This is a genomic window from Nocardioides alkalitolerans (assembly GCA_038184435.1).
Taxonomy (GTDB): domain Bacteria; phylum Actinomycetota; class Actinomycetes; order Propionibacteriales; family Nocardioidaceae; genus Nocardioides; species Nocardioides alkalitolerans_A.
The window spans coordinates 746,946-763,272 of the sequence record CP116227.1; the positions used below are offsets into that span (position 1 = coordinate 746,946).

The window sequence follows — 16,327 nt, forward strand, 5'->3', positions numbered from 1 at the left end:
ACCGGCCCGGGCGTCGTAGGGTCGGGCGGGTCATGACGACCCGACCCGACCCCGCCCCCACGGCCGACGCGCACGCTGCCGCGGCGTACGACGAGGCGGACCGCGAGCGCTACCTGCCCGAGCCGCCGAAGCGGGTCGACGCCCCGCAGCGGGCGCCGTTCGAGCGCGACCGTGCGCGCGTGGTGCACGCGGCCTCGACGCGGCGGCTGGCGGCGAAGACGCAGGTGATGGGACCGCAGACCGACGACTTCGTGCGGAACCGGCTCACCCACAGCCTCGAGGTGGCCCAGGTGGCGCGCGACCTCGCGCGGGCGATCGGCACCCATCCCGACGTCGCCGAGACCGCGGCGCTCGCCCACGACCTCGGCCACCCGCCGTTCGGCCACAACGGGGAGGCGGTGCTCGCCGAGCTCGCGGAGCCGTGCGGCGGCTTCGAGGGCAACGCGCAGACCCTCCGCCTGCTGACCCGGCTCGAGGCGAAGACGTTCGCGCCCGACGGCACCTCGGTCGGGCTCAACCTGACCCGGGCCACGCTCGACGCCTGCACGAAGTACCCGTGGGACCGCGCGTCCGCGCCCGCCCCGCAGGGTGTGCACGGCGACGGCTCGCCCCGGCTGGTCGTGAAGTTCGGGGTGTACGACGACGACCGGCCCACCTTCGACTGGCTGCGCCGCGGGGTGCCGGAGGCGTCGCCGCGCCGTCAGTGCGTCGAGGCGCAGGTGATGGACCTCGCCGACGACGTCGCCTACTCGGTGCACGACGTCGAGGACGGTGTCGCTGCCGGCCGCATCGACCTCACCGCGCTCGACCGGCACCGCGAGGGCCTGTGGCAGACGGTGCGCGAGTGGTACGCCCCCGGCGTCGACGACGACACGCTCGACGAGGTGCTCGCGGGGCTGCGGGCGGTCGGGTCCTGGCCGACCGCGCCGTACGACGGCACGCGACGCTCGCAGGCCGCGCTGAAGAACCTCACCAGCGACCTCGTCGGGCGCTTCTGCGGAGCCGTGCAGACGGCGACCTTCGCGGCGCTCGACGGCGACGTGCCCGTGCGGCACTCGGCGGACCTGGTGGTGCCCGCGCGCACCGGTCTCGAGATCACCGTGCTCAAGGGCATCGCTGCCCATCTCGTCATGCGCACCGACGACCGGATCGCGCTCATGGGCCGTCAGCGGGAGCTGCTGGCCGAGCTCATGGCGGAGCTCCTGCGACGTGGTCCGGACGCGCTGGAGCCCGCCTTCGCGGAGGACTGGACGGCCGCGGCCGACGACGCCGCACGGCTCCGCGTGGTCGTCGACCAGGTGGCCTCGCTCACCGACGGCAGCGCCGTCGCGTGGTGGGGACGGCTGGCCGACGGACGCGGCGCGCCCGCGTAGACTCCGCGACGTGGCGGGCAAGATCAAGGACTCCAGCATCCAGGAGGTCCGCGAGAGGGCTCGCATCGACGAGGTCGTGGGCGACTACGTCATGCTGCGCAACGCGGGCGGCGGGTCCATGAAGGGGCTCTGCCCCTTCCACGACGAGAAGTCACCGTCGTTCAACGTCACCCCCGCCCGCCAGTTCTGCCACTGCTTCGGCTGCGGCAAGGGCGGCGACGTCATCTGGTTCCTCCAGGAGCACGACGGTCTCGGCTTCGTCGAGGCCGTCGAGCGGCTGGCCGAGCGCTTCGGCGTGCGGCTCGACCGCGAGGAGGGCGGCGACCGTGAGAAGCCCGGCTCACGCGGCCCCCAGCGCAGCCGCCTGATCGAGGTCAACCGCGTGGCGCAGGAGTTCTACGCCGAGCAGCTGGCCACGCCCGCGGCCGTCGAGGCACGACGCTTCCTCGCGGAGCGCGGCTTCGACCAGGCGGCGGCCGCGCACTTCGGTCTCGGCTTCGCGCCGCGCGACGGCGAGGCGGCGACCCGGCACCTGCAGGGGCGGGGCTTCACCACCGACGAGGCCGTCGCCGCCGGCGTGACCGCGGTGGGCCGCTCGGCCTACGACCGCTTCCGCGGCCGCCTGCTGTGGCCCATCCGCGACTCCTCGAACAGCACGATCGGCTTCGGTGCGCGGCGGCTGTTCGACGACGACCGGATCGAGGCGAAGTACCTCAACACCCCCGAGACGACGCTCTACAAGAAGAGCCAGGTGCTCTACGGCATCGACCTCGCCCGCCGCGACATCGGGCGCCTCTCGCAGGCGGTCATCGTCGAGGGGTACACCGACGTGATGGCCTGCCACCTCGCCGGCATCACCACCGCCGTCGCGACCTGCGGCACCGCCTTCGGCGACGACCACGCGCGGGTGCTGCGCCGCTTCATGATGGATCACCAGCAGTTCAGGGGAGAAGTCATCTTCACCTTTGATGGCGACGCGGCCGGACAACAAGCGGCTTTGCGTGCGTTTGGTGGAGATCAGAACTTCGTGGCGCAGACGTACGTCGCAGTCGAGCCCAGTGGCTTGGACCCGTGCGACCTGCGCCTCGCCCAGGGTGATGAAGCAGTTCGAGAACTGGTGGCTCGCCGTATGCCTCTGTACAGGTTCGTGCTCGGCAACGTGGTGGGTCAATACGACCTTGAGCGGGCCGATGGCCGGATAAGGGCGGTGCGCGAGGCGGCGCAGCTCGTGTCATCGATCCGAGACCAGGCGCTTCTCCAACAGTTCGCCCGCGAGATCGCAAAATTGGTCGGCATCGATGTTGACGACAACGACGTACTCAATGAGGTGCGGCGCGCCGCGTCCCGTGCTTCGAAGAAGACCCCAGAGCAGCGTCCAGAACCGCAGCCGCAGCGCGCGGCTGGGCGGCAGCTGCCGCCGCTGCGCGACCCCCGGTTCGCGATCGAGCGGGAGACGCTCAAGCTCGTCGTGCAGCACCCTGGCTCGGTCGGTCGCACGATCGACGACGTGGATGCGGACGACTTCACGCACCCGACGTACCGGGGTGTCTGGCAGCTCACCGTCGACGCCGGCGGGGTCACCGCGGGCAGCGCCGACCCGGCGTGGGTGGCGCGCCTGCGCGACGCGACGACGGACGAGGTGACGGCCCGGGCGCTGGGGGAGCTGGCGACCGAGCCGCTCGTCGGCAACGCGAGCCCCGACCCGGCGTACGTCAACGCCCACGTCTACCGCCTGCAGGAGCTCACGGTGCAGCGCCGCATCGCCGACCTGAAGTCGAGGCTGCAGCGCACGAACCCCGTGGACGCGGCCGACGACTACAACCGGATGTTCGGCGACCTCATGGTCCTGGAGCAGCAGCGCCGCACCCTGCGCGAGCGCGCCATCGGCGGGTGAGGGGACGGTGGTCGGACTGCCGCGCCCCCGCCGGACGCCGAGCGGCGGCCGCGTGCTCGCCGCGGCCGGCGGCGTGCTGGCCGACCGGGACGCCCTCCACCTGCCGGGGGAGCACGCGACGCCGGCGCGGGTGCCGTGGGAGCGCGTCGACGCCGCGGAGTGGGACGCGGAGACCGGCACGCTGACCGTCACCGAGGTCGCCCCCGACGTCGCCGCGGCACCACGGCACGTCGTGACGGTCGACGAGACGGACCCCCGTGCCCGGGACCGCCTGCTGCAGGTGGTGCGCGAGCGCGTCACCGCCTCGGTGGTGCTGCAGCGCCACGTGCGGGTCGCGGGTCGCGCCGGTCTGCACGTCGTCGCCCGTCGGGCGCCCGGCGGGGGAGCGCTCGCGTGGGGCTTCCGCTTCGACGCCGGTGTCGATCCGGACGACCCCGCCGTACGCCGCGTCGCCGCCGAGGCGCTCGCCCGCGCGCGGGACGACGTGGGCGCCTGACGGCGGGTCGGCCTGCCGACGGGCCCGATGAGGGGTCCGTCTGACGGCTGCGGTTCAGTCGCCCCAGGCCATGGGCACGACCTCGAAGGCCGCGCCGTGCGTCCCACCGAGCCGGGCCCCGGTCGGGCGGGCCATGCCCTCGAGGAACTCCCGCGCGTCGAAGTTCTCCCACCTGAGCCCGTCGATGTAGGCCCGGTGGGCTTCCAGCGACCGCACCCCGGCGTCGAAGGTCGCGGTGGTGTCCACCCCGTGCTCGGCGTCGGGCGACCCCGCGGCCCAGACCTCGCCGACGCCGCCCCACGGCTCGAGGCCGTCGACGAGCTGCTCGGGGAAGATCCACCGGTTGCCGGCGTCGCGCACGGCGTCCACCACGGCCCGTCCGACGGCGATGTGGTCGGCCTGGTTGAAGGCGCGACCACCCCAGGTCTCGCGGAAGTTGCCGGTGATGACCACCTCGGGCCGGTGACGTCGCACGACCTCGGCGAGGGTGCGGCGCAACGGGACGCCGTACTCCAGCACCCCGTCGGGCAGCCCCAGGAATTCGACGGTGTCGACGCCGACGAGCCGGGCGGACTCCACCTGCTCGGCCTCGCGGACGGCCCGGCACCGCTCCGGGTGGAGCCCGTCGATGCCGGCCTCACCGCTGGTGACCATGACGTAGACGACCTCCTTGCCCTGCCCCGTCCACCGCGCGACCGCGGCCGCGGCGCCGAACTCGAGGTCGTCGGGATGGGCGACGATCGCCAGGGCGCGGGACCAGTCCTCGCGCAGCGGGGCGAGCGGGGGAGGGGGCGTCGACGCGTCGGGGCTCATGCCGTCCGAGCATGCCACCCCGATTCGCACCGGGGGTGCCACCTTGCTAGGCTCTGCCCGCTGTTGAGAGCGATCCCCCATAGCTCAACTGGCAGAGCAGCCGACTGTTAATCGGCAGGTTATTGGTTCGAGTCCAATTGGGGGAGCCAGCACGACGAGGGCCCGGTCGGAACACCGACCGGGCCCTCATGCGTCTCGGCACTCGGGAGGTCCGGCGCCAACCTCCCCCCGCGGTGACCGGGGAGGTGGTTGGCTGGGGCAATGACTCGTCCGACCCAGGTGCACGTGCACGTCGTGGAAGCCACTGACGACGCCGGCCTGCGCACGTTCTGGGAGATCGAGCGGGCCTCGGTCACGGACACCGACCCCGACGCGCCCCACCGCACCTTCGAGGCCCTCCGCGCGACGCGCGACGCCTGGGGCGCGGGGGAGGACGGCGTCCACCTCATCGCCCGCGACGACCGGGGCGACGTCGCGGGGGTCGCCGAGATGTGCTGGCCGCTCGACGACAACGAGCACCTGGTCGAGGCGGACATCCACGTGCTGCCGCGGCACCGCCGCGAGGGCGTCGGGCGCCTGCTGTGGGAGGCGGTCGTCGAGCGCACCCGTGCGCTGGGCCGCACCACCGTCGCGCTCGAGATCATCGTGCCGGTCGATGGGGAGGCGCCCGGCCTCGCCTTCGTCGACGGCATGGGCATCCCCACGGTGCACGTCGAGGAGCACCTCCAGCTGCCCGTCCCGGTCGACGCCGGCCACCTCGCCCGCCTGGCGGAGCAGGCGTTGGCGGCGTCGTCGGGCTACGAGGTCGTGACCTGGGTCGACCGGTGCCCCGACGAGCACGTCGAGGCCTTCTGCGCGATGCGCACCCGCATGAACCAGGACGTCCCGCGCGGCGAGGCCGACGTCGAGCCGGCGGTCGTCACCCCCGAGCGGCTCCGGCGCGACGAGGAGCGCCGCCGGGCGGCGGACTACACGGTCATCACGGCGGCGGCCCGCCGCGTGGAGGACGGCGAGATGGCCGGCTACACCGTGCTCGTGCTGCAGCCCGACGACACCGCCGTCTACCAGGGCGACACCCTCGTCATGCCCGAGCACCGCGGCCGACGGCTCGGCACCCTGCTCAAGGTGACGACGCTCGAGCTGCTCGCCGACGACTACCCGGAGCGCACGTCGGTGCACACCTGGGTGTCGACCGACAACGCCGCGATGCAGGCCGTCAACCGCGCGTTCGGGTTCGTGCTCGTCGACCGTGCCCACATGATCGAGGCGCGTGTCGACGGGTGAGCGGCCACTACTAGGCTCGTGCGCCGAGGGGCGGTAGCTCAGTCGGTTAGAGCAAACGACTCATAATCGTTCGGTCGTGGGTTCGAGCCCCACCCGCCCTACTGGTGCATCGGCCCGGCTCAGGAGTCCCGCTCCTCCTGCAGCCGCTCGATGTGCTCCGAGGCCTCGGCCTTCGTCAGCCCGTCGGCGGGGATGGTCTCCCCGGCCTCGCGGGCCAGCGTGTCGAGATAGCTCTTCTGCGCACCCGTGGCCGGCTCGTCGCCGGTCACCCAGTCCTGCGGGTCCTTCTCCGTGGCGGTCGGGTCGGCCTTCTCCGCGCCGAGCACTTCACCCTCGTTCGCATGCGTGTTCGATTCCATGGTCTGACCGTAGCCCCCGGGTCCAAGCCCGCGCTGTAGGCCGCGCAACTGTGCAGCTGGGGCAGGTGTGGCGCGGTCAGGGTGTCCCCAGCCGCACATCTCGCGCGCCCGGGTCGAGGCCACCCGGGCGTCAGGCCCCGGCGGCCAACGACCGGTACCACTCCTGGTAGGCCAGCAGGCCCTCCTCCGCGTCCTGGAGCGCCGCCTCGAAGCGCAGCAGGAGGTCGTCGGCACCCACCGTCCCGCCGGCGCGGCCGAGGTGCTCGAGGTCGCCGGCGAGCCCGCCGACCACCGGCAGCCCGATGTTGAGGGCGGACCCCTTCATCCCGTGGGCCTCGGCCGCGAGCCGCGCGGGGTCGTCGGCGGCCACGGCCGCCCGGATGCGCGTGAGGGCGTCGGCACGTCGCCCGAGGAACCCGCCGATGACGCGGTCGAGGTACGCCGTGTCGTCCGGCGAGAGCTCCCGCAGCAGCTCGAGGCGCTCGATGTCGAGGTTGCCGTCCGACGTGTCGGGTGCGTCGTGCGGTGCGGTCCTGTCCTCCACCGTCCCACCGTCCTCGCCGCCGACCTCCGTGCTCCCGGTCCAGCGTGCCAGGGCCGCCGCGAGGGTGGCGGGTGCGACGGGCTTGGTGATGAAGTCGTCCATCCCCGCGGCGAGGCACTTCTCGCGCTCGCCCGCGATCGCGGCGGCCGTCATGGCGAGCACGGGGGTGCGGCGCGCACCCGTGGCCGCCTCCCGCGCGCGGATGGCGCGGGTCGCGGCGTACCCGTCGAGGCGGGGCATCTGCAGGTCCATCAGGACGGCGTCGTACGCCGTGACCTCCGTCAGGTCCACCGCCTCGGCGCCGTCGTCGGCGGTGTCGACGTCGTACCCCATCGAGGCGAGGAGCCCCCGCGCCACCACCTGGTTGACCGGGTTGTCCTCCACGACCAGCACGAGCTTGCCGCGGGCGTCGTCGTCCGGCTCCGTCGGGCGCGGCTCGGTGACGCCGGCGTCCTCGCCCTCGACCATGCGCACGAGGGCGTCCCGCAGCTCGGCGGCCTGCACGGGCTTGGTCAGGCAGGTGGTGATGCCGATCTGGCGGAGGTCGTCGGTGAGCGGCAGGTACGCCGACGAGAGCAGCAGCAGCGGCAGGTGGACGAAGCGCGGGTCGAGGTGGAGGGAGCGAGCGATGTCGATGCCGTCCTCGTCCGGCATGGCGAGGTCGAGCAGCACGATGTCGTAGGGGTCGCCGGCGTCGTGCGCCGCCGCGAGGGCGCTGCGCGCCTCAGCGGCGTTGGACACGCCGGTCGACGTCACGTGCCACCAGCCGAGCTGCTCGCGGAGGATCAGCCGGTTCTGCACGTCGTTGTCGACCACGAGCACCTTCGTGCGGCCGAGCTGCTCGCGGGTGCGGCGCAGGCGGGCGTCGCGACGGGTGCCCGTGGGGCTGCCCAGCTGCGCCGTGAACCAGAAGGTGCTGCCCTGGCCGAGGGCGCTGTCGACGCCGATCTCGCCGTGGAAGGCCTCGACGATCTCGGCGGAGATGGCGAGACCGAGGCCGGTGCCGCCGAAGCGCCGGGTGGTGGAGGTGTCGGCCTGCGCGAACGGCTGGAAGATGTGTCGCCGCTGCTGCTCCGGGATGCCGACGCCCGTGTCCCGCACCTCGACCCGCAGCAGTGTCGTGCCGTCGGGCCCGGGGGTCGAGGTGGCGCGGATCGAGACCGAGCCCCGCGACGTGAACTTGACCGCGTTCGAGCCCAGGTTGGTGATGACCTGTGCCAGGCGGGTGGGGTCGCCGGACAGCATCTCCGGCACCTCCGGGCTGCACGACACCTGGAGGTCCAGGCCCTTCGCGCGGGCCGACTCCGCGAGCACGCTGGTGACCTGCTCGAGCACCCCGCGCACCTCGAGGTCGACGCTCTCCACGTCGAGGCGCCCGGCCTCGATCTTCGAGAAGTCGAGGATGTCGTTGATGATGCCGAGCAGCGAACGTCCGGAGACCGCGATCCCCGACGCGAGGTGGCGCTGCTGCGCGTCGAGCGGGGTGCGGGCCAGGAGCTCGGTCAGGCCGAGGACGCCGTTGAGCGGGGTGCGGATCTCGTGGCTCATCGTGGCGAGGAACTCGGACTTGTGACGCGACGCCTCGAGGGCCCGGTCGCGCGCCTCGGCGAGGTCCCGCGCCGTGCGCTCGCGCTCGGCGACCCGTGCGAGCTGCACGGCGGCCTGCTCGACGAGACCGCGGATCATGTCGTGGCGGTAGAGCGGGGCGAACGAGGTGATGGTGACGACGGCGACCACCTCGTCGGCCAGCATGATCGGGGCGGCGATGGTGAGACGGACGTCGTCGTCCCACACGGCCTCGCGCAGCTCCAGGCAGCGTCGTGCCGTGGCCAGCTCGCGGGCGGCGACGTCGGGACGGGCGAGGTCGGCCTGCCGGTCCTCCTCGGCGTAGTAGCGCGGCTCGACGTCGGTGCCGTCCTCGGCCGGGAGGAAGGCACGACCGCGCTCCCAGTCGTCGTGGAGGATCACCATCGTCTGCGCGTGCACCAGGACCTCGTCGAGGGTCGTCGCCTCGTTGGCGGCGGTCGCGATGGCCTGCATGAGGGAGTTCTGGGTGACCTGGTCCTGCAGCTCGTCCTCGGTCGCCCGGGCACGGGTGATGTCCTGGTGGGTGCCGGAGATCGACACCACCTCCCCGTCGCGGTCGTAGCTCGCGAGCGCCCGCATCCGCATCCACATCCAGCCCGTCTCGCCGCGCTGCCGCAGCTCGATGTCGACCCGGGGCTTGGTGCCGTCCATCAGCGTGGTGATCGCGTCGACCAGCCGGTCGTGGTCCTCGGGGTGGGTGATGGACTGCAGCTGGGCGACCTCCCGGGAGAGCAGCGAGCTCGTGAACTGCCCGAAGAGCTCGACCAGCCCCTCGGAGCCGTGCACCTCGCCGGTCCGCAGGTCCCACGTCCAGCTGCCCAGTCGGGCGATCTGCTCGGCCTGCTCCAGCGTGCGGCGGCTGGCGGTCAGCTCGTCGAGGAGCAGCTTGGTCTCGATGTTGTCGGTGAGCCGGAGGATGAGCCCGACGACCCGGTCGCCCTCGAACAGGCCGGTCTGCTTGAGCCGCACCCAGACGGGCGTGCCGTCGGTCGCGATGAGCAGGGTGTCGACCTCCTCGGCGAGGAGGTGGCCGCGGGCCGCCTGGTCGAGGAAGGCCTGCGAGTGCACGCGGCCGTCCGCGTCGAGGAACTCGTGCATGTGCCGCCCGGCCATCTCCTCGTGCGGCACCCGCACGAGGTCGGCGCAGGACTGGTTCGCGTAACGGATCGTGCCGTCGAGGTCGAGGACGAGGATGCCGTCGGTGAGGGACCGGACGACCTGACGGTACAGATCACCGAGCTCCACGCTGCCCTCCTCCGCGAGCACCCGCGCGTGAGCACCCGCCGGAAGCCTACGACGCGCGCCGGTCGGGCCGCGGACGAAGCCCCGATCAGCGCAGCATCCGCGGACGCCGCAGGAGGCCGGTCGCGGCGGCGGCGACGACGGGCAGCCACGGCAGCCACCAGTTGACGGTGCCGTCGGTGCCCGCGATGCCGAGGTCGGCCATGACCGCCAGCGGGGCGCAGACCGCGACGACGGCGAGCACGGGCAGGACGGCGCGGGGCGCGGGTCGGTCGTCGGCGGCGGGCTGCTCGAAGCGACCCAGCAGGGCCACCAGGGCGGTCGTGACCAGCGCCAGCACGGCGAACCACAGCGGCCGCGTCGCCCACCAGGTGCCGGTGTCGGGGGTGAGGCCCAAGCCGAACCCGTCGAGGGCCAGGGAGCCGGCGACGACGAAGGTCAGCGCGGTGAGGTGCCACAGGTAGATCGTCATGATCCGCGCGTTGACCAGGATCGTCGCCATCCACACGCGGCGGTGGGCAACGAGGCGCTGCAGTCGGGGCTCGAGCGCCATGACGACGCCGGCCTGCAGGAAGCCGAGGAAGAGCAGCGTCACGCGCGCCGGGTAGGAGTTGTCGACGCCGTGACCGTTCACGCCCACCATGCTCACCGCGTAGGGCCCCACGTTTACGAGCAGCAGCAGCCCGACGAGACCGACCGCGGCCATCGACAGGCGCAGGGCGGTCGACCCGAGGGCGCCGTCGCGCCAGGCGTAGCCGAGCTGGTGCACGGTGCCCCAGACGAGCACGTAGTTGAGGAAGCCGACGAGCAGCAGGTCCTGGCTGATGCTCACCGCGTCGACGATCCCGGCGAGCACGGTGCCGCCGAGGACGCTCCACCAGCCCCAGCGCTCCCACAGGGCGAGCGTGGCGGGGGCGATCGCGACGACGAGCACGTAGACGGCGAGGAACCACGTCGGCACGAGCGAGGCCATGCTGGCGATCCGCAGGGTGGAGGCGCTCACGCCCAGGGCGTGGGCCGCAGGGGCCACCACGGCCCAGAACAGCATGAGGGGGAGCAGGGGGAGCACGAGGCGACGGAGCCGGGCGCGGAGCCACCCGCCGTACGTCGTGCCGCGCTCCCGCGCCGCCCGCCACGAGATCGCGTTGGCGTAGCCGCCCACCAGGAAGAAGACCGGCATCACCTGTAACGCCCAGGTGACCGGGTGGATCCAGGTGGCCTGGCCGAGCAGGCCGGCGCGGTGCAGGCCACCGTCGCCGTCGACGTAGACGGCCGCCATCAGCCAGTGGCCGAGGCAGACGACGAGGATGGCGGCGCCGCGCAGGAGGTCGACGACGCGGTTGCGCGAGGCGGGCGTCGCGTCGGCCAGGGCGGCGGGCGAGAGGTGGGTGCGGGTCGTCGTGGACATGCTCCCGAGCCTCCCGCGCCGCCGCCGGGCGCGCCTGAGTACGCCTACCTGGTCCGCGGCCGGTGGGCGCTCAACGGGTTCGGCAGGTCGTCGGCCAGCATGACCGCGCTGTCCGGGTCCGTGAGGTCCACCATCTGCTGGTTGTCGCGCAGCTGCAGGCGGTTCATGCACATCCGCTCGAACGTGAGGGCGAAGAGGTCGTGCCGGGCGAACCGCTCGGCCAGCTCGGGGTGCTCGGCCTGGTAGTCCGCGACCGACCCGGCCACCACGGCCCAGAACTCCTCCGCAGGCAGCGTCCCCGCCTCGTCGAGCCGGGCGGCGAGGAACCGCAGGTAGCAGTCGAGCACGTCGGAAGCGATGGCCAGCACCTGGCGCTCGACGGGGAACTCGCCCTGGATGCGGCGCACCGCCTCGGGCAGCTCCCGCGCGGTGTCGAACAGCCCGACCTCCTCGCCGATGTCCTTCATGATCGCGCGCACCGGCACGTGGTCGCGCAGCACGAGGATCAGGTTCTCCCCGTGCGGCATGAAGACGAGCTCGTGGGCGTAGAAGCAGTGCAGCACCGGGGTCAGGTAGGCGCGGAGGTAGCGCCGTACCCACTCCTCGGCGGGCAGGCCCGAGCGGGCCACGAGCTCGGCCGCGAGCGAACGGCCGTCGGCGTCGACGTGCAGCAGCGCCGCCATGGTCGCCAGTCCCTCGCCCTCGGCGACCCGGTGCACCGGGCTCTCGCGCCAGAGCGCGGCGAGCATCTTCTGGTACGGCGAGGTGGCGTGCTGGTCGTGGATCGGGTGCCGGTAGCCCACGGCGGCGACCTCGCGGAGCACCGAGAACCCCAGCTCCTGCAGGGTCGGGTCGCCCGTCACGAGCTCGTCGACCCACGTGTTGATGGCGGGCGTGACCTCCATGTACGCCGCGGACAGCCCCCGCATGAACCCCATGTTGAGCACCGACAGGGCGGTCTTCACGTAGTGCCGCCCCGGCTCGTCCACGTCGAAGAAGGTGCGCAGCGACTGCTGGGGCTGCATCGCGTGCCGACCCGTGCCGAGGTGGACGAGGTCCTGCGTCGCGACCTGCGGGGCGAACGTGATCGCGAGCTTGTTGCGCCACTGCCAGGGGTGCACGGGCACGAGCAGGTAGGCGTCGGGGTCCAGGCCCCGCTCGCGCAGCACCTTCTCGAAGGCGTCGAGCTCGTCGGGGTCGAGCTGCCCGGCGAGCAGGGTGCGCTGGTCGGCCAGGCCCGGCTCCGCGGCGTACACCGCGTGCTCGGCCCGCACCGCCACCCACTCCAGGTGCACCCGGGGACCGACCTCGGGTGCGTAGGCGTGGTAGTCGTCGACCCCGAAGCCGATGCGCCCGTTGTTGGCGACGAAGCAGGGGTGCCCCTCCGTCATCGCCGCCTCGATCGTCTGGAAGTCGGCGTCGGCGAGCTCCGCGGACGTGGGCGCCTCCGGACGGAGCTTCCACGCGCGGCCGGCGAGGGTCGAGGCGATCTCCTCGAGGTACGTCGGCAGCACCGTCGCGCTCATCCCGAGGGTCGTGCGCAGGTCGAGCACGAGCTGCTGGGCGTCGACCGGGCGGTCGTCGCCGCCGACGGTGCGCCGCACGGAGCCCGGGTCGACCGACCAGTGGTCGAGCGGGAGGCGGCGGGCGGTGAACTCCCAGGCCACCGTGGGGTCGTCACCGCTGACGCGCCAGCGCGGCGGGCTGTCGGGGGAGGGCAGCGGTTCCGGCCGCAGGAGGCACTCGTGGCTGAGCTCGGCCAGCATCTTGGCGACCTGGTCGCGCTGGGCCCGGGCCATGCGCTCGGGGGTGAGGTGGTGGGTGGGGCTGGGCGGGGTCATCGGCTGCTCCGTTCGAAGGCCGCGCGGGTGCAGGTGCTGAGCAGGGCCGTCTTGTCGCTGAGCCGCACCTCGGCCTCGACGACGAACCCCATGGCGGCGTTGAGGGCGTGCACGGCCGTGTTGCGGGCGTCGGGCTCCACGACGACCCGTCCGACCGCCGGGTCGGCGAAGCACTCGGCGAGCACCGCCGCGATGACGGCGCGGGTGAAGCCGTGCCGCGGCCGGTCGGTGGGGGCGACGAGGAAGTGCATGCCGCGGTCGCCCGGCAGCAGGCGGAGGTGGGCGGCGAGCTCGTGGTGGCGCGGGTCGTAGGTCTCCATGAGGAAGACCGGCTCGCCGGCCTCGAGGCCGATGCGGGCCTCGTGGTGGTCGCTGGCGACGATCGCGGCGTACTCCCGGCGCACGTCCTCGACGCTCGCGTGCTCCATGCCCCAGAACCGGGCGCGGTGGTTGGTGACCCACCGGTGGAGGAGCGGTACGTCGCGGCCGAGGTCGAACGGGCGCGTGGAGAGCTCGGGGGGAGCGGTGGTCGTGATCATCGCGCCACCCCCGCGGGGACGTCGGCCCGCTCCGCGACCTCGGCGGGCACCCCGAACTCCTGGAACGCGACCCGGCGCTCGACGGGGTAGGGCTCGTGGCCCAACACCTTCGCGAGGATGACCGAGCTGCGCCAGGCGCCCATGCCGAGGTCGGGGGCGACGAATCCGTGGGTGTGCAGCTCGGCGTTCTGCACGAAGATCCCGCCGTCCTCGACGTCGACGGTGAAGTCGGGCGTCGCGAGGAACCGACCCTGCTCGTCCCACCGGATGCGGTCCGCGACGGGCGCCAGGAAGGCGGGCACCTCCGCGTGGTACCCCGTCGCCGTGACGACGGCCCCGGTGGTGAGCGCGAAGTCCTCGTCCGTGTCGCGGTGCCGCAGGCCGAGGCAGAACCGCGCCCCGTCGTACGTCGCGTCGACGACCTCCGCGGAGGTGAGGAGCTGCGGCGGGACGGCGTCGGTGAGGCTCCGGCGGTAGAGCTGCTCGTGGATCTGGTCCACGAGGTCGGAGCTGATCCCCTTGTAGAGCCCGGCCTGGGAGGCGAGGAGCCGCTCGCGCCGCCCGGGGGCGAGGGACTGGAAGTGGCGGCTGTACTCCGGCGAGGTCAGCTCGAGCGTCAGCTTGGTGTACTCGAGCGGGAAGAAGCGCGGTGACCGGGTGACCCAGCGCAGCCGCACCTCGGGCCGGGCGGAGGCGAGCAGGTCGCTGACGATCTCGGCGGCGCTCTGGCCGGACCCCACGACGGTCACGTCGTCGTGCTCGAGGAGGGCGTCGCGCACCGCGAGGTAGTCGGCCGAGTGCCAGGCCGGCCCCGGGAGGTCCTGCAGCGGCGCGGGGCGGTGGGGCCGGGTGCCGACGCCGAGCACGAGACGGCGCGCGAGACGGGTCTCGGTCGCGCCCGTGCGGACGTCCCGGGCGTGGACGGCGTAGGCGCCGGTCCCACCGGCGGCGGAACCGTCCCACTCCACGCGGGTGACCTCGCGACCCAGCACGACGGTGTCGCCGAGGCGGGACGCCGCCCAGCGGCAGTACGCGTCGTACTCGGCGCGCATCGGGTAGAAGGACTCGCGGACGTAGAAGGGGTAGAGCCGTCCGGTCTCCTTCAGCCACGCGAGGAACGAGAAGGGCGAGGTCGGGTCGGCCAGCGACACGAGGTCGGCGAGGAACGGCACCTGCAGCGTGGCGTCGGGGAGCATCATCCCGGGGTGCCAGCGCAGCTCCTCGCGGGCGTCGAGGAAGACGCAGTCGAGGTCGGGCAGGGGCTCGGCCAGGCAGGCGAGCCCGAGGTTGAACGGGCCGAGACCGACGCCGAGGAGGTCGTGGACGCGCATCAGGCCACCTCCCCGCTCGGGACGCCGGCCGGGGACGGCACCTCGGCGAGCGCGTCGCGGGCGTGGCCGCGGACGAGGTCGAGCACGTGCTGCACGTCGCCGAGCGTGGTGGCGGGGTTGAGCAGCGTCAGCTTCAGCCACGTGCGCCCGCCGTGACGGGTGCGGGCCACGGCGCCCAGGCCCGTTGCGTAGAGCCGCTTGCGGGCGGTCTCGTTCACCGCGTCGAGCGTCGCGGCGTCGACGTCGGACTCGACGAAGCGGAAGAGCACCGTCGAGAGGTCACCGTGCGGCACGACCGCGAAGTCGGGATCGCCGACGAGGTCCTCCCGCACCTGCGCCGCGAGGTCGACGACCGCGTCGAGCAGCTCGCCGATGCGGTCGGGACCGAGCGTGCGCAGCGTCGTCCACAGCTTGAGCGCGTCGAAGCGGCGGGTCGTCTGCAAGCTCTTGTCGACCTGGTTGGGGATCTCCTCGGCGACGTCGTCGACCGGGTTGAGGTAGGCCGCGTGGTGCGTCGCGTGGCGCAGCGTGCGGCGGTCGGCGACCACCAGGGCGCTGCAGGCGACCGGCTGGAAAAACGTCTTGTGGAAGTCGACGGTCACGGAGTCGGCCCGCTCGATGCCGGTGAGCAGGTGCCGCCGGCGGCGCGACGTGAGCAGCCCGCCGCCGTACGCCGCGTCCACGTGCAGCCACACCCCGTGGCGCCGGCAGGCGCGGGCGACGGAGGCGAGCGGATCGATGCTGCCGAGGTCGGTCGTGCCGGCGGTCGCGACGACGGCCATGACGGTCCGGCCCTCCGCGCGCAGACCACGCAGCACCGCGTCGAGGTGGTCGACGTCGAGACGGCCCCGCTCGTCGACGCGGGTGGTGAGCACCGCGTCCTCACCCATGCCGAGCACCATCGCCGCCTTGCGGCTCGAGAAGTGGGCGTTGGCCGACGTGACGACGCGGAGGTCGGCGAGGTCGGCGCCCGCGGCCAGTGCCTCGCCGCGGGCCAGGAGGAGCGCGTGGAGGTTGGACTGCGTCCCGCCGGTCGTGAAGATGCCGTCGGCGGTGTCGCCGAGGCCGATCCGCCGCGCGGTCCAGCCGATCAGGTGACGCTCCATGAAGGTCGCGGGGCCGCTCTGGTCCCAGGTGTCGAGCGAGGAGTTCACCGCGGCGGAGACGACGTCGCCGACGACGGCGGGCAGGGCGACGGGGCAGTTGAGGTGGGCCTGGTAGTGCGGGTGGTGGAACCAGACCGCGTGGTCGAGGTAGACGTCGCGGACCTCCTCGAGGACCGCGCGCGTGGAGGGGAGGGGGCGGTCCAGGTCGACCTGGGCGACCAGCGCGGCGGCCGCGTCCGGCGTGATGCCGGACAGGGGCCGGCGGGCGCCGGAGAACGCGTCGACGAGCAGGTCGCGGGCGGCGTCGAGGTCGTTCCGGAGCGCGTCGACGGACGACGCGTCGAGCAGGGCGGGGACGGGGGACGGGGGGGAGTCGGCGGATCCGTTGGATCCGCGGGGCGTGCCCGTGGGCACGAAGGGGAGTGCCGAGCTCACTCTGACCTCCTGGTGGGGGATAAGGCAAGGCTCACCTAACCAGAGGCTTCCACGCTGATGTCAAACGGGAGTGAG

12 protein-coding genes and 2 tRNA genes are annotated in these 16,327 nt (G+C 73.2%); 6 read left to right on the forward strand and 8 right to left on the reverse strand.

Annotation, left to right across the window (positions count from 1 at the left end; genetic code table 11):
* Positions 1–32 precede the first annotated feature (32 nt).
* The 3 genes from PIR53_03700 to PIR53_03710 are packed head-to-tail and all read left to right on the forward strand — an operon-like array spanning position 33 to position 3,763.
* Entirely contained in the window at positions 33–1,373 is a 1,341-nt protein-coding gene (locus tag PIR53_03700) for a deoxyguanosinetriphosphate triphosphohydrolase (GenBank protein ID WZH53105.1), read from the forward strand.
* Between the two features lie 10 nt (positions 1,374–1,383).
* Positions 1,384–3,267 (forward strand): DNA primase, encoded by a 1,884-nt coding sequence (dnaG, locus tag PIR53_03705; protein WZH53106.1) that lies wholly within the window; start codon positions 1,384–1,386, stop codon positions 3,265–3,267.
* 7 nt (positions 3,268–3,274) lie between these two features.
* Positions 3,275–3,763: a hypothetical protein gene (locus PIR53_03710; protein WZH53107.1), complete on the forward strand. Its 489-nt coding sequence runs from the start codon at positions 3,275–3,277 to the stop codon at positions 3,761–3,763.
* A gap of 54 nt (positions 3,764–3,817) precedes the next feature.
* Here PIR53_03710 and PIR53_03715 read toward each other — a convergent pair whose 3' ends face one another.
* A complete protein-coding gene (locus tag PIR53_03715) occupies positions 3,818–4,576 on the reverse strand; it encodes a PIG-L family deacetylase (GenBank protein ID WZH53108.1) in 759 nt (252 codons plus the stop codon).
* Between the two features lie 73 nt (positions 4,577–4,649).
* On the opposite strand from PIR53_03715, the gene PIR53_03720 reads away from it, so the two are divergent.
* From PIR53_03720 to PIR53_03730, 3 genes are all read left to right on the forward strand, one after another.
* Positions 4,650–4,725 (forward strand) — tRNA-Asn (locus tag PIR53_03720).
* A 112-nt stretch (positions 4,726–4,837) separates the two neighbouring features.
* Positions 4,838–5,860, forward strand: coding sequence for a GNAT family N-acetyltransferase (locus PIR53_03725; protein WZH53109.1), 1,023 nt, complete (start codon positions 4,838–4,840; stop codon positions 5,858–5,860).
* Between the two features lie 27 nt (positions 5,861–5,887).
* Positions 5,888–5,961: transfer RNA gene (locus tag PIR53_03730), tRNA-Ile, on the forward strand.
* An 18-nt stretch (positions 5,962–5,979) separates the two neighbouring features.
* Here PIR53_03730 and PIR53_03735 read toward each other — a convergent pair.
* From PIR53_03735 to PIR53_03765, 7 genes are all read right to left on the reverse strand, one after another.
* Complete coding sequence (locus PIR53_03735) at positions 5,980–6,219, reverse strand: DUF3072 domain-containing protein (GenBank protein WZH53110.1); 240 nt, start codon at positions 6,217–6,219, stop codon at positions 5,980–5,982.
* Between the two features lie 130 nt (positions 6,220–6,349).
* Complete coding sequence (locus PIR53_03740) at positions 6,350–9,595, reverse strand: response regulator (GenBank protein ID WZH53111.1); 3,246 nt, start codon at positions 9,593–9,595, stop codon at positions 6,350–6,352.
* Positions 9,596–9,680: 85 nt separating this feature from the next.
* Complete coding sequence (locus tag PIR53_03745) at positions 9,681–11,000, reverse strand: acyltransferase family protein (GenBank protein WZH53112.1); 1,320 nt, start codon at positions 10,998–11,000, stop codon at positions 9,681–9,683.
* A 44-nt stretch (positions 11,001–11,044) separates the two neighbouring features.
* Positions 11,045–12,841: an IucA/IucC family protein gene (locus tag PIR53_03750; GenBank protein ID WZH53113.1), complete on the reverse strand. Its 1,797-nt coding sequence runs from the start codon at positions 12,839–12,841 to the stop codon at positions 11,045–11,047.
* Positions 12,838–13,380: a GNAT family N-acetyltransferase gene (locus PIR53_03755; GenBank protein WZH53114.1), complete on the reverse strand. Its 543-nt coding sequence runs from the start codon at positions 13,378–13,380 to the stop codon at positions 12,838–12,840. Before PIR53_03755 ends, PIR53_03750 begins: the two co-directional genes overlap by 4 nt.
* Positions 13,377–14,711 carry a SidA/IucD/PvdA family monooxygenase gene (locus PIR53_03760; protein ID WZH53115.1) on the reverse strand — a complete coding sequence of 445 codons (1,335 nt, stop codon included), beginning with the start codon at positions 14,709–14,711 and terminating at the stop codon, positions 13,377–13,379. Before PIR53_03760 ends, PIR53_03755 begins: the two co-directional genes overlap by 4 nt.
* On the reverse strand, positions 14,711–16,252 hold the full coding sequence (locus PIR53_03765; protein ID WZH53116.1) for an aminotransferase class V-fold PLP-dependent enzyme: 1,542 nt from the start codon (positions 16,250–16,252) through the stop codon (positions 14,711–14,713). The genes PIR53_03760 and PIR53_03765 overlap by 1 nt, the downstream gene beginning before the upstream one ends.
* Positions 16,253–16,327 lie beyond the last annotated feature (75 nt).

Bases quoted from the DNA above. Each gene is read 5' to 3' on its own strand.
- PIR53_03760 (WZH53115.1), bottom strand. From the start codon at position 14,711: ATGCGCGTCCACGACCTCCTCGGCGTCGGTCTCGGCCCGTTCAACCTC.
- PIR53_03725 (WZH53109.1), top strand. From the start codon at position 4,838: ATGACTCGTCCGACCCAGGTGCACGTGCACGTCGTGGAAGCCACTGAC.
- PIR53_03755 (WZH53114.1), bottom strand. From the start codon at position 13,380: ATGATCACGACCACCGCTCCCCCCGAGCTCTCCACGCGCCCGTTCGAC.
- PIR53_03700 (WZH53105.1), top strand. From the start codon at position 33: ATGACGACCCGACCCGACCCCGCCCCCACGGCCGACGCGCACGCTGCC.
- PIR53_03735 (WZH53110.1), bottom strand. From the start codon at position 6,219: ATGGAATCGAACACGCATGCGAACGAGGGTGAAGTGCTCGGCGCGGAG.
- PIR53_03750 (WZH53113.1), bottom strand. From the start codon at position 12,841: ATGACCCCGCCCAGCCCCACCCACCACCTCACCCCCGAGCGCATGGCC.
- PIR53_03715 (WZH53108.1), bottom strand. From the start codon at position 4,576: ATGAGCCCCGACGCGTCGACGCCCCCTCCCCCGCTCGCCCCGCTGCGC.
- PIR53_03745 (WZH53112.1), bottom strand. From the start codon at position 11,000: ATGTCCACGACGACCCGCACCCACCTCTCGCCCGCCGCCCTGGCCGAC.